The organism is Roseimaritima sediminicola, from assembly GCF_009618275.1.
Classification (GTDB): domain Bacteria; phylum Planctomycetota; class Planctomycetia; order Pirellulales; family Pirellulaceae; genus Roseimaritima; species Roseimaritima sediminicola.
In genome coordinates this window covers 82,269-96,133 of record NZ_WIAD01000017.1, presented here as the reverse complement: position 1 = coordinate 96,133, position 13,865 = coordinate 82,269, and the positions used below count along the sequence as shown (strand labels likewise).

General features: G+C 53.0%; 9 protein-coding genes. 3 read left to right on the top strand and 6 right to left on the bottom strand.

Annotation, left to right across the window (positions count from 1 at the left end; all coding sequences use genetic code 11):
* Nucleotides 1–129: 129 nt before the first annotated feature.
* On the bottom strand, nucleotides 130–696 hold the full coding sequence (locus GE027_RS10850) for a toll/interleukin-1 receptor domain-containing protein (protein ID WP_153557209.1): 567 nt from the start codon (nucleotides 694–696) through the stop codon (nucleotides 130–132).
* On the opposite strand from GE027_RS10850, the gene GE027_RS10845 reads away from it, so the two are divergent.
* The 3 genes from GE027_RS10845 to GE027_RS10835 all read left to right on the top strand — a co-directional run bounded on the left by GE027_RS10845 (nucleotide 695) and on the right by GE027_RS10835 (nucleotide 3,038).
* Nucleotides 695–1,117, top strand: a complete 423-nt coding sequence (locus GE027_RS10845) for a hypothetical protein (RefSeq protein WP_202617387.1) — start codon at nucleotides 695–697, stop codon at nucleotides 1,115–1,117. The two genes, GE027_RS10850 and GE027_RS10845, sit on opposite strands and share 2 nt — an antisense overlap.
* A gap of 412 nt (nucleotides 1,118–1,529) precedes the next feature.
* Nucleotides 1,530–2,156, top strand: a complete 627-nt coding sequence (locus tag GE027_RS10840; protein ID WP_237607457.1) for a transposase — start codon at nucleotides 1,530–1,532, stop codon at nucleotides 2,154–2,156.
* A gap of 150 nt (nucleotides 2,157–2,306) precedes the next feature.
* Nucleotides 2,307–3,038: a hypothetical protein gene (locus GE027_RS10835; RefSeq protein ID WP_153557207.1), complete on the top strand. Its 732-nt coding sequence runs from the start codon at nucleotides 2,307–2,309 to the stop codon at nucleotides 3,036–3,038.
* Nucleotides 3,039–3,164: 126 nt separating this feature from the next.
* Here the strand turns inward: GE027_RS10835 and GE027_RS10830 are convergent, their stop codons facing one another.
* Genes GE027_RS10830 through GE027_RS10810 form a run of 5 tightly spaced genes read right to left on the bottom strand, consistent with a single transcriptional unit; the run spans nucleotide 3,165 to nucleotide 13,851 of the window.
* A complete protein-coding gene (locus GE027_RS10830; RefSeq protein ID WP_153557206.1) occupies nucleotides 3,165–3,446 on the bottom strand; it encodes a hypothetical protein in 282 nt (93 codons plus the stop codon).
* A 53-nt stretch (nucleotides 3,447–3,499) separates the two neighbouring features.
* Nucleotides 3,500–8,761 (bottom strand): CHAT domain-containing tetratricopeptide repeat protein, encoded by a 5,262-nt coding sequence (locus GE027_RS10825; protein ID WP_153557205.1) that lies wholly within the window; start codon nucleotides 8,759–8,761, stop codon nucleotides 3,500–3,502.
* Nucleotides 8,673–10,859 carry a caspase family protein gene (locus GE027_RS10820; RefSeq protein ID WP_153557204.1) on the bottom strand — a complete coding sequence of 729 codons (2,187 nt, stop codon included), beginning with the start codon at nucleotides 10,857–10,859 and terminating at the stop codon, nucleotides 8,673–8,675. Before GE027_RS10820 ends, GE027_RS10825 begins: the two co-directional genes overlap by 89 nt.
* Before the next feature lie 10 nt (nucleotides 10,860–10,869).
* Nucleotides 10,870–11,961 (bottom strand): hypothetical protein, encoded by a 1,092-nt coding sequence (locus GE027_RS10815; RefSeq protein ID WP_153557203.1) that lies wholly within the window; start codon nucleotides 11,959–11,961, stop codon nucleotides 10,870–10,872.
* 54 nt (nucleotides 11,962–12,015) lie between these two features.
* A complete protein-coding gene (locus GE027_RS10810) occupies nucleotides 12,016–13,851 on the bottom strand; it encodes a hypothetical protein (RefSeq protein ID WP_153557202.1) in 1,836 nt (611 codons plus the stop codon).
* Nucleotides 13,852–13,865 lie beyond the last annotated feature (14 nt).

Below are 13,865 nucleotides of genomic sequence, written 5' to 3'. Positions count from 1 at the left end.
GAATCGGTGGGCAACGGCCCGGTGTCCACCCCGATCTCTTTCAGCTTGCCCGCGATGAACGAAGCCAGGTCCGCGCCACGCTGGGGATAACTGAGCGCAACACGAAGAGGTTTTGATGGGGAGGCGGGGTCAGTCATTTTCAGATTCCAACTGTTTCCGCAACCGCTCGACGTACTCGGGCAGTTCGTTGATGGTGATGGCCAGCAGGTTACACAACGGTGCCGGCCTTTGCTCTAGTGTAACGTGCATCAGCACCAGGGTGATCGGAAGATCCAACGCGTCCGCGATCCCCGCTTTGTGACGCACCCAGTCGGAGTTGACCGAGGCGGGGGGCAGCAGGATTAATAATTCGTCGGAGTTCTGGATTCCCTCTTTGACCTCGGCGCCGATGTCACGTCCTACATCAAAATCATAGGCGTCGTAGCAAGTCTCGATGCCGACCTGGGTTAGCGCCTGTCCAATGCATTCGCAGACCCAGCTGTCCTGCTTGGAATGGCTCAGAAAAACCCTGTAGGAACGACCCGTCATGAAACTACTGTCATAGATCTGACCCCTGTGTTGCCACCCGGCGACCAGTTGCCCCGCAACAGTGACCCAGTCTATAATACCACCAATGGGTGACTCAATTACATACACATGGCGAACATTACTGGAGCGGTGGGGGCTGGCCTCTTTGCGGCTGAATGCGAAGGTCATGGATACCGAATTCCATCTGGCCCAGCCGGATCGGGACGCGGCTTGGGATCTGTACGTGGAACTGATCACCCGGATTACGACCCAGCCGCTGGAAGAGAGCGACGGTACCGAGCAGGCGGCATTGAACAGCGTGTACGCGTTGTTTCCCTTGACGCGAGAGACCATCAAAGCTCACGGGCGGCACAGCAAGCACTTTACTCGGCTGGCCGTCGTCATCCTGAACCAGAAGATCCGTCCCTTCACCGCGCGCTGGCACCGACGAGCCGAAGAGGGCGCATTCGACGATCCTCAGCAGTGCCGCGAGTTCCGCAGCGAGCTGGCCGAGCTGCAACAGACGCTGCGCGAGTACGCCGGCCTGCTGGCCGACCTGGCCGAAGTCGAAGACCTGACCGACCTGGTCCCCGGCAAACCGGGGATCTAATTTCTGTCCCTAAATTGCGATTCTCTTAATTTGCTTGATCACGCACTATGCTTTGGTCAAAATTCCAGTCTTCTAAATTAGGAGCCAGGGATGGCACGTCATTCACTTACCAATGCACAAGGGGATTGGATCAAGGACGTGTTTCTACCTCCTGCGGCGACTGGACGCCCACCGGTAGCCCCCCGCGATATAGGGTCCATCTGGGATTCTCGTGGGTTCATCCCAACTGCGGGATTTTTTTAGGCTTAACGGTGGTGTCCGAAGGGTGTGGTCTAACGGGTCAAAAGTGCTGGCGGCAGGCAATGCTTGCCGCCAGCCAGAGACACCTTTCGGCGCACCCCGACCGCGATATCCCTGGCAAGCCCACGCCCACGCAGAGCGTGCTTCCGTTTCTCGCGGCAACTTTAACGTAATGGATGAAAACACCACAGGCAAAGCATTCGGACACCGCCGCAATGCCTCCGAAAATCCACCATCCTTGGCTTTCCCACGACGAACCCGGATGGACCAGAAGATTGTTCACGATCGCTTTCACGTGATGAAGCTAGCCAGCGAGGCGGTCGACAAGGTTCGGCGTAGCGAACACCGCAAACTTAAAGCTGACGGCGATGATCGGCTGGCCCGCTCTCGATACTTATTGCTAAGTGGCCAGGAGAGTCTGACGGACGCGCAGCAAGAGCGGTTTGAAGCGATCTATTCTCAGGAGCTCAAGACGGGCAAGGCCTGGGCTTACAAGGAGATGCTTCGCGACCTTTGGCACCACGAGGACGCTGCCTCAGCTACCGCTTACTGCAAGGACTGGTACAAGCGGGTCATTCACACCAAATTGACTCCGATTAAGAAAGTTGCCCGGACCATCCGGGAGCGACTACCCAATGTCGTCAGCTACTGCACGCACAGGATCACCAACGCCGTCGCTGAAGGAATGAACAGCAAGATCATGTCGATCAAGCGTCGCGTCGGTGGATACCACAACCCGGAGAACTTCAAGACAGCGATCTACTTCTACTGCGGTGGACCCGATCTCTACCCACGATGAAGCCGGATGGACTTACGAAACCACCCCTTCAGCGGTGGCAAGACCACAGATGCGTAGTTTTGTAAGTCGCTCGCGAAAGGGCCTCATACCGTATATGATCGGAAGCAACCTTAACTGATCCAGAACTACAAAATGAACCGGCAGCTAGCTATGAGTTTTTTCCGCGTACTGCTACTCGTATCTATTTTTGGAATCGCCAATCTTGCATCGTACGCCGACACGGGTCAGGAGAACTTCAAGTTTGTCGCCGAAAGCGTCCGTAATGGATTCGTAATGATTCGGTATCAGCCGAAGACCGCCAAGATATGGTTTCACAATGAAGAAAACCAGTGGCAACGAATTGCGACAGACGATTCGCTTCCAGAAAGTGATTATCAATACGTAATATTGACTTATCACCGCCAAGTAGCTATGGGCGGCCGAAACCCATTGGGAGGTATTGTTGCCCCCAAGACGGAACCGGGATGGACGGTTATGCGACTCGATAGTAACTCGGGAGAATCTTGGGTCTTGCTAGATGGAAAGTTCGAATTGCTTAGGCAGAGTGGGGAAAAGGACTCGACACCTCAACGCGGCTTCCGTCTGATCAGTCGACCAGTCGGCGACCATTACGTTGCTTACCGCTTTCATACCAAAAGCGGGATGATCTGGGAGTTAAAAGACTGGACATGGAAACAGCTCCCTACGATTCCTCCGCCCCAGGGTGAATACCACTATGAAGTGATCGTACGCCACACGCAATCCGAAGTTGCAAACGGGATCGACCAAGCCATTGCGTTCGAACTGTTTCGATTGAATACGATCAGCGGGCGGTCTTGGCAATGGTCGCCTCAAAAGCAGAGATTTGTGGAAACGCCCGAACAGCCCTCAAGCGACAATTAGTTTCCCGGCGGTCGACAATTAGAATTTCCGCTGCAGAACTCTCGTAACTGTCATAGTTCTAGCAGCGTGTGCGAACCGAATACGTGAGACACTTGGCAGCAGGCCTGAAGCAGCGTTGGATGGGTTTCATGAAGCGCTCGGACGCTCCTGCTTGACCTCGGTCCAGTCAATTCGTAGCTCGATCTCCAAGTGAGAGCCACCGACGATGCCCTTAGTGACTTTCGCGTCTTGGGCTAGAGTCAGACGCCCGGTTTGCCACTGGACCTTGCCGTGCGTTTCATACTCCTCCAGTGTGCTGCCCGCAAATGTATCGGAGTAGGTTAACGGCAGTTCTAGTTCATCCACCTGGGCTCGCAATGGAGCCGCAACCATCAGCCAGATTCCGCCAATCATCCACAGTATCCGCATCGTTCAATCCTGTGTCAAAGTGTTTTCATCTTCTCGAGCGTTTCATCCACAGATCAGTTGCTGGAGAGACAAAAAGCTGCCCAATATCGCGGTGATAGTCTTCGCTGGGAAGCTTGCTGTAGTTTTGGCGATTCGAAGTTGAGTCGAGAGTCTCCGCGGATGCCGCCTTGGCTATCAACGCGGGATCGACTCAGTTGTTGCTGAGCTGAGCGGAGCGCTTCAGCGGGCGATTTTCCTTGCTCCCATAATTGACGGTAGAATTCCGTCATCAGGATCGCTGTTGCCTGATCGTCGACTTTCCAAAGACTCGCAATTACGTGCTTGCATCCGGCCGAGTGCAGTGAACGCTGTAGCCCCATGACGCCCTCACCGCTGCGTCCTTCGCCAAGCGCTGTCTCACATGCGGATAGAACAACCAGTTCCGTGTTGGATAAGTCTAGACGCTCGATTTCAGCCGCTGTGAGGATGCCGTCTTCCCTGCTAGATTCGTCAGGGCGATTCGCTCCGGCTAATACGATACCTGTCAACAATCGTGGATCAAACCCGACAACCGATTGACGACTCAAGGATTGGAAGGCCCATCCGCCTGAGTCCACATTTGACTCCGCAAAAAAACCATGGGTCGCCAGATGCATCCACGTAGCTCCACTGGCAAGCTCTGCAATCGCAGATTCACTTGAATCTGCTCCGTCAAGTGTCACCGTTGATGAAGCAACCTGAGCATTTTTGGCCAGCGAGGCCACTTGCTGAATTTCTTCCTCGGTGCCTGGCAAATAGGACCAACTAGTGACAGAACTGGCAGACCGCAGAGCCGTGCCGCGGGGCGTCGAACCGGCAGAATTGGCCGTCACGAGTTCGAGCGTCGGCTGCACGCTGCCGGGCGCGCTCGATCGCGAATCGTAATTCACACCGCCTACTAAGAGGAGCGTACCTTTGTCCTGCGCGTGTAGAGCAGGCTTTTCCGAAATTACCTCACGAAAACGCGTCTGAATCAGAAGACGAGGTGCACTGACCGAAACAAAGACTCGCTCATCAATGAGGTATCCGCTGTTCTCCGATGGCAGCGCCGCGAACGAGACTTTCGAGAGTGGGCCATCGGGACTCAGGAGCACTTCGGGTGCTTCACCCACGTAGGTTTTGATCGGATCCCAGACACGATCAGCAAGTTCTTGATTCACGGCACCAAACTCCTTCCCCGAGCCGCTCCGCAACTTTTCGTGCCAGCGATTCACCAGCGATTCCAATTGATCGACCTGTCCCAGCGGCACGGCATGAAGAGATTTTTTCGTGATTACAAACGCCAGCAAGCGGTCTTCCTTTTTAGAATCAGGCAGTCCAGGGTCGTCATAGTGAGTGTAGGCGACAAAGTCGATCAGAGCCTCGTCTTCCTTCAGCAGTTTTCGGAGCTCTTCCAGGCGGACCTCCGAAACCAAGAGAGTGGATGGATCTCCGACATTTTTCTGCAGGGTATTTCGCCTAAGCTCCAGTGACTCACGTTGTTCGGTAAGTTGTCCAATTCGTTCGACGGACTGTTTTTGGTTCGCAACGGCATTGCCGAAGAGAAGCGACGACAACTCCTGATTAATTTGATCAATTTGTTCCGAGAGACTTCGCAGTTGCGGCGAAGACATCTTATCGGAAGCGTTTTGAAATCGCTGCCTTGCCGTTACAAGTCCCTTCAAAGGCATGATTGTTTGGTAGCATTCCGCAAGAGGAGAATCTGTTTCAATTGCATGCGAAACGTACACGCTTGCGGCCTGATGAATCTTCGACCGCAGTTCAAGTTTTTGTCGCTCGGACAGGACATTTCCGAAGACCTCGTGCTGTTTGGTCAATTCGCTGATCAGCAAACGAAACTGTCGCTTTGCCTCTTGCCGGTTACCGACACGATCGCACGCCGCCGCGTAAGCTGCACGGGTCTCTTCCGACGCTTGCATTAGAGGGCTTTGCTCGACTTCCGCCAGTACCTCCGCAAGGCTTTCGTAAGCCGCTTGAGCTTCTCTCAACCCTAGTCGCGCGATTCCGCGGATCGAACGTGCCGATACATTCAACTGCAAATCCGACACGCCCGATCCACCTTCGATTAGTTGGCTTGCCGTTTCCAGGGCCAGCGAAAACTCGCCTTTCGCAAGCATCAACTTGGCTAGCCAGAGGCGAATTCTAAGATCAAGCTCCTGATGCGAGCCAAGTTCACTTAAATGGGCCCGCGCCGCATAAAGATATCGTTCCGCACGATCGTAGTCTCGGCGATGCGAATGAATTCTTGCCAGCTGCTGGTAAATCTCGGCCTGCATCGGATGCCCAAGTTCACCGAAAATATCTGCAGCACGCTGAGTCAATTCCTCAGCCCGCAAATAGTCGCCGAGGGCGAGTAGTGTATCCGCCTCGCCCTTGAGTGCATCGGCAACTCGCATTGAATGCTCGCCGAATCCTCCTTGTTCCAGTGCCTCACGCGCGAGCCTGCGATGTTGCAGCGTTCGGTCGAGTGCGAATTCGCTCTGGTGCAAGTTGGAAAGCCCGATGTGAAGGCCTCCGATCAAACCATGCGGAGGATCTTCCAGGGCCTGAGCCTGCTCAAGCAATTCACGGTAGATAACGAAGGCGCGCTCTCGCTCATCAAGCAACTCCGCCGCATACCCGCGCATTCTTTCCAATTCAAGGATCCGCCAGTCATTCGATATTCCAGCCGATTCATAGGATTGGAGGCCGACGATTACCAACTTCTCCAAGAGGTCCTGCCGCTCCCTCGTCATCTCTCCTCCCAGCGCCGAGCCAGGACTTTCGAAAAGCCCCTGCGCGGCGTCGCGACATTCATCAGCAAAATCCTCGGGGCGGTCGTGGTAGATCCGGCCTCGTCGGTCAAGAAATTGCTTGAGAATTTGTTTGGAGTCGCCTCCAACGCCGCTATCGAATGTTGAAGCCGCCAACAGTTGTCCATAGACGGACGGAATGTCGTTGGCAGCGGGCGTGTGCCCCTCTTTAATTTCCAGAACACGCGTGAAAAAGTCCCTCGCTTCAGCAAAATGACGTTGATCGAACGCATTTCTCCCCAGCGCCCATAGATTCCACGCCAGCATTCGTGGGTTCTGATAATTATTTCGCTCGCGAATCTCTAACGAGAGCCTCAATTGTTGCTCGGCGGCTTCCCAAAGCCGCAATTCATTTTGGCACAATCCGACGTTTACAAGGCCTTGGCAGTAATCAAAGCTGTCCTGGTTCCAATAGGTGGCTTCGTGAATCGAATTCGCTTCTTGGTATTTTTGCAGTGCCTTGGCGGGAGCGTTCAAATTGTCTCGAAGAATTTGAGCTTCCATTTCTAAATGGCTTGCATAAGCATTCGTTCGTTCGCCAAGTGTCTCGGCGGCCAGATGCCTCGCTTTGGCAAGCCATTTCAGAGCCTCCTCATTGTTCCGCCTTTCTCCGATCATACTCAACGTATGCGCCATCCCGTGATAACTCCAATGGAAGCTTGACGTGCGATTGAACGGAGGCACATCATATTGCTCCAGGAGATCTGTATAGAGCGCTAGAGACGCTTCGGCATTGCCCGAATTTGCCAGAGAGTTAGCGTAGCCTCGTAGATGAACGAGGTGCTGAGCAGAAGGTTCACCGAAAAGTTGCTTGGCCTGATCGGTCAAAGCTTTCCCAACCTTGGCAGCTTCTGGATATCTGCCGTTGCTCCAAAGTGCATCCCGTTCAACGGCGTCAGCAGTTAGCGAGGCATAAGCCTCCCGTTCTTCGGCGTTCATTGCCATAATGCGTCGTACGCTTATTAAACAGAGCCTGCCTTCAGCAACGCCAAAGTGCTCTTCCGTCAACAGTTCCGCCAGAGAGTCGACCACCCTCTCAAGTCGCGGCACAAGATCCGACGGCTGCTCAGTCAATTGAGCTAACGAGATTGCGTTTACGTAAAGATCGCTCATTGATGCTTTGAGCCAATGGTCGTCGCGAGGCAGGTGCTTTGCAAAGACGAGGGCTGCATCAGCAAGACGCGAATAAGCATTGGCATAATCGCGCTGTGTCCAATAGAGAGCTCCAAGTGTCTGATTGATTTTCGCCGCCTCGACGCAGTCAGGACCAAGGATGCTGGTACGCTCGTCAACAATTCTTGCACCGATCTCGATGGCTTCAGGGAAACGACGTCCACTGATCGCCGACTCAAACTCAACTTGCTCGAGAACCGTTTTGGCGTAGCGATTCTGAGCGTCTTTCGGTTTCTGCGTCAATTCATTTGCTTCGCTTCGTAGAGCCCGATAGTGATGATCGCTATTCCAAAGTTTATTTGCGAGCGGTAACATTTCATCTGCGATCTGGACTGCGGATCTCCAGCTGCCAATCGACCTTTGGCTATAGAGTTCGTTTTCGAGCAAGAATAGCAACTGAGTGACAATCCAAGTAATTTCTTCCTCGTTCTCTCCAGTATCCAGGTACCAGAATGGCTCGACATCACATACAATCGAAAATGCTTCCCTCAGAAGTTCTAATCCGGCTTCAGCATCGCCTACCTCGGCCTTCACGTAACCGAATTGAGCAGTCGTAGACGCAGATACTGCAAGCACAACGTTAGCCGCTTGATGAGCATCGGACGACTTCTCGTCTGAGCGCAGGTCTTTGATGACATCCCGTTCAAGCTGATACAATCTCGCAAAAAGCCTCTCAGCTTCTGAGTAGTCGTTAGTAGTTTCTGCGTTTCGGAAACTTTGTTCAGCCTTGACAGAAAGTTTAATATACTCGTCTAAGAGTGCCAGAAGCTTTTCACCGCTCTTCGCAAGCGCCTTTAATCGTGTTTCGCCATCTACGTTCGTGTCCCCGAGTTGTTGCGACCGCAACGATTCCCGCTGCAAAAACGCTTCGAAGTCGTTTTTTGCTTGCCGAATAAAGACAGTCTGCTTGCCCAAGGCGACGTCGGCAAGCTCTTGATATAGCCGAGTTGCAATAGAACCCTCAAAATCAGCACCAAATGCTTGCTGTTCTTCTGAGAGTGCTTGCTTCGCCAATCGACTCAATCGCTGCCATTCTTTCTCTTGCTGAGCCTGCAGGCACTGCTGATGGAGCATATCTCTCGCCAAAATCGCGCGGCCTTGCTGAAGCGTGGGCACCGTTATTTGTGGGTCGCCTTCAGCTGCTGTGATTCGATCATGTAGACCCAGAGTCGAGGTAAGCGTCAATACAAACAAGAAAGAAGTTGCTGCTACCTTAAACTCCCCACTTGGCCTGAGACTGTGCTTAGCGACTGATCCAATGAACGACTCTTGCATCCCACCATAGTTCGTCATCGTCTTCTTCACCACGAGTTTCTCCTCGGTTAAATTCAACTCGTATGCCTTTAGGTTTGGAGTGTCCTGCAGTTCGTCCAGGTCTTAAAAAGTCCTTCAGACTTGAGAGATCTGGCGGCTCGACACCAAACAAAACAATTGCTTTGTGAACGCCCTGCACCGGAGGCTCATATTCCGGATCCGCAACGTCTAACAGGGCGTCGCCGTTGCACATGAAAATCGAAGAAAGCAAACCTTTCTCGGCGTCGATTCGTTGCAGATCGATTTCGGTCCTTGAGAATTCCCGAGGACACATGATCGATATTTCACCCAGCGGATCAAAATGAATGATCGTAGCATAGATCTCTTGTTTGCCCGCGAGAGGATGGAAAATCTTGAGCGCATAGAGATCGCCTGTCTCGAGAACCACGATTCCCGCTTCCTTCGACGCACACGGCTTCAAATCTGGGAACTGTCCCGCAGGCGGCATGGTCTTAGAAACAACCACTTCCACGTCGGGTTCGGTCTCCTTTGAATCTCGGTTAATTGTTTTGGTCGCCTGTTTGGCGACCAGCTTCATCAGGAAATCGTCCGCAGCGATCTCGCGTAAGCGATGAGCAAGCTTCGCTTGCCACGCGTTAAGGCTGCGATCGCTTCGGTCGGCCGATCGCTCCAGCACAATCGAGTTGGCAAGTACGGCCGAGTCGCGTCCATCACGAGCGGATGCTACCAATGATAGTTCCGGAGCGTTTACTGCATGCTTTACATGCTCAATATGAACACGGCCAGGTTCTATCCGCAGGATCCGGTCGGCTTGATCTGCAGCATTGACCAAGCGAATCGCAGGCCCCGACAAGGCGTTTTGCCAGTCTTCTCTCAGGTTCGCGCTGTCTGGATCAAGTGTGACGAATACGCGAATGCGTGGCATCGCATCGCGTTGCTCTTGTACCACCAGATACTTACCGGGTTGTAGCGGTACTGAGTCACCAATGGCGGTTGCATCTTTTTGAACCACTCGTGCTCGACTTTTCGTTGAACCTGCCGAGATCACAGTTGCGCGATAAGCATCGGGACTAAGGGAACCAGGCACGGAACCAACCTGACCAATGATCTTTAACTCGGTCCCGGACGTGACACCGTCAATCATGCCACGATTGAGAACACCAATGCCAGACTCACTAATCTCCAACACTCCCAGTGCTGAATTTGCACTTGACGTTCCCGTCAAGAATAATAGCGGCATCGATTCGGTGTTGCTCGCCAGTTCAACTTGCGGGTGCGGCGGAACGGCAGGCGTCGAACGTCCCAGATACTGCCACCGTAATAGTTCCGGTAGATCGCGAAGCCGCACACTACCATGGGGCTGTATCTGTCTGGCCAGCTTGCAAAGATGTGCCGTCAACAGGCCGTAATCTCGCCCTGCAATAACGCACTCGGATTCTGTTTCCGTCGCCAAACAAGCCGAAATGACGGCAACATTGCGAGGAAGCGGCGAGGGTACTGGCTCACCGAATGCGGCTTTCGAGGGACGTTCGTACGCTCGGTCCAGTTGACGGGTGCGCCCACCTGAGCCCCGTAAGGCGGTTCCGCTATGGCAGCAATCCAAGATGGCAAGCACGCGGTTACCCGCATGTCTAGTCAATCGTCCTGTCCAAGCGTTAAGTTCGTCATCACGAATATCTTTGGTGCCCCCTTCACTTTCTGCGTCGTAAGGCACAATCGTTTGATCGAAGTAATCCGCCTCATCCCGGCCAGGTCCGCTAAGCTGGTCGAGCACTTGTGACCCATGGCCGCTGAAATGAAAAACGACAGACGCGGTCTTCCCCTGGTCATTTGCCTGATCGACCCGCAAGGCAAGTTTATCAAATGCACGAAAAATCCCACTTCGTGTCGCCTGCTCATTCGTGATCTCAATAATATCGCATTTGGAAAATCCTGAACGATCGATTAACGTTTCACGCATTAGCTGAACATCGTTGACGCAACCTCTTAACTGTTTTGATTCTGGCAACGAAGGATAGTCATTGATGCCGATCAACAAAGCCAAACGGCGAACCTCTAACGAATCCGTTTCGACACATATCCCGACTTTGTTTCCGAAAATAAATGCCGCCAGAGCAAACGATGTTACTAAGCTTCTCGCAAGTCGAATATTCATTGCTGGATTCCTACCACATTGGCATCATTGTTCGTTTGTACGTTCCAGTTAGTCCAGTAAACTGAATCCGCATCTGCTGGGAGCCTGCCCCAATTTGCACCCAAATCGGTCCCATCGTTCCATTCTGGCCGTAGATGGTAATGTACCCGCGGTCTGACCCTGCCGGTTGCCAGCGATACCGCCCTTGGTTGCGACTCATTTCCATGCCCCAGACCGGATTTCGCTGGATGAACAGGAAAGTCATGTCGGGTTTAAAAACAAACACTTGTTGGTATTGCCCGCTAGTAGCCTGCCAGGCGCCTGTGACAGCGGTAAAGTGAATTGGCCCGCCCCGCTCCCGTGGCTCGTCAGGATTATCTGATGAGACGTCACTGAGCGCAACTTCTCGTACATAACCAGCGAGTTGATTAATCCATGTCGCTGACGGGCTTTCCGCTTTCCTAAGCGATCCGACAATTGCCAAGGCCTCGACGCTCGCCTTCGCCAATTGGCGACGCAACTCGACGTCTACCTCGGTAAATTGTTGTGCAACTTGCGCAATCGACTCTATTTCTTTCGTGTCGCCGGCCAGCGCTGCGGCGACCAAGTCGCGGTGAAAACTGGACAAGGCAGTGTCGCCGATTTGCATAGGCAATGCAGCTCGCACGGCCGTACCTGCCTCGATGGATTTTTCGGTCAGGTGCTGGAGTTCTTCTGTGTTAGGTTGTCCAGAGATCCCATCGCGTAATCGATCCAAGGAGCCTTGATCGTCACGGAAGGCAGCAAGTATCGCGGCCCCGCTGACCAACTCTTTTGTTGGAACCTGGAGGCACGGACGTCGCAACACAGATTCGGCATTGAGCAGACTGAGGGTCGTGTCAACAAGGCCTTGGGAGTTTAAGTCCTGCCACGCGGCCACGATTTCAGCGTAAGAAAGGTATCGGGCAAAAGCAGCGTCGAGCGAATCCTGTGGATTCCTTTCCGGTTGCGTCTCACTGTCGCCCGCGGGATCACTTATTGCACTCGCTTGCTCTGACTCTTGGCAACGGCCCGTTCTGGCATTGATACCGAAAGTTACTGCCATAAGAATCAAAACAAGAAACTTGCAATCTCGAACAGACAATGCGATCCACGAAAAGAAATTTAATCGCCCTGGAATTCTCATTGACCTTCTCTCCTAGTTACTGGATGACTTGCGATTGAAATTTGCAAGCAAGATCTGGAACGCTTCTTCGCGAATGCTTTCTGGCAATCCCTCACCAAAGCTGCCGCTATCAACGACTCCTGAAATACGTACCAGCGTGCTTACAGGATCGTCGAGCCCGGATAGTTTCGACGTGTCAATTTCCCCGCGGTAGATCCTTGATCCGATATCCTGCAGCGACTCACGATGCTCGTCATTAAGCAAGGAGGATTCACGAATCATTTTCGCTATCTCTGCTAACTGGCCGCGGTTCGTTCCCGCCCGTGCCATGGAACCTAACACAGATTGGTAGACAGCAAAACTTGCAAGATTCCTTTCGTCGCCGGAGAGGGTCAGGGTAATAGTCGACTCGCGACGGTTGTCTATGCTGGAGTTGTCGTTCTGTCCGTTCACCTCAGCGATTGTCCCAGCTAGTTGCTTTCCCTGCTGAGTCGCAAGAGCATACAGGGGCCCTTCCTTATCGAAAGGTCTCTGAAGCTCTTCTTCCAGTTCCCAAAGATATGTCCGCAGCATTGCTTGTTGCTCGACGGTTAAACCCGGCAAGGGATTATGCAATGCACGATCCAATTTTCGAATGGAGACTTTGCATTTTGTATAGCAGGTGGACAACAGGCCCGAGTCTTGCGGTGAGTAGGAGCGAATTGCGTGCAACAATCGATCAGCTTCCAAACGCAATTCTGCATGCTGAAATATAGCGGGCCAGGTCGGGGAAATGTCTTCGAACGTGCGATCGTGCAGTTCTTGTGTGCTAGCTTTATTTCGCTCGATAGTGCTTTGCCATTCAGCCGCAGTCTTCTCCTGCCGAAGTTCTTTCATCTGCCAGTAGATGACTGCTCGCTTCATTTTCAGATCGAGTGAGTTTCCGATTGCTTCCTGCATTTTTACAATCGCTTCACCTCGTGTTATTTCGCTCGCCCAGTATTGTTCTCGAATTTTAGAGATAGCCTCAACGAGAGCAGGTCGGCCTGCGACGACCTGCTTCATGAGGTCGAACTTGTTTGTCTTGCCCTCGCGAGAGCGAGCCATTTGCTTGCGTTCTTCGGGGCTCGCTTCGATGTAGGTAGCGAGCTCCTCGCAAGATTGGTCCTCGGCAAGGGCATCTTGAAGCTCTACTGCGGCAGAGATTTCTACTGCGATTTTGAGCGGTGACGGCGGAACCAGTTTTGCCACAGCCATTGCGTCATTGGCGTATCTAGTCATGGCCTGGGTTACCGAACCCGGAAGCCGCGATTGCTCGAACGGTTTTAATTGGTCTCGAATTCTGGTCGCATTCCCTATCATTGCCGCTTGAACAATCTGCTTGCGAATCTGAGCAACAATCGTCAACACATCCGATGAAACTGACGTCGGGTCAATTGTTAACTGGACAGGCCCTAGCTTCTTCAGCGCCTCCAACGATCCCAGTTTCTTTGCTTCGGATTCATGCAGTGCCTCGCTGGCCATACGGATCTGCTCTGAATCGCCCGTGGAATGGGCATAGATGAGTGCAGCGATTCTCAAGCCGTGTCGAACGTCGGGGAGCCCCGCGTCGTCTTTCGTGGATTCAGCGAGTTCAAGCAGTTCCAACGTGTTCGGGTGACGAATCGAGTCTCCGATCTCACGCAGTTGATCCTCCGGACCGGCCACGGTCGTTGTCGCGAAGATTAAAAGTAATACCAACGAGCAAGTTGATTGAATACACTGTAAGCACATCTTCCAGTACCGGGTTAGGAGGTTAAACAAGGGACGTTTCACAGGAAAGAAGGCAGGCAAACCGAATGGACGAGATGCACCCTGTACTTCTCGATAAGGGTGGGTTCCGCTCGTCATTCGGATCCTTCGCA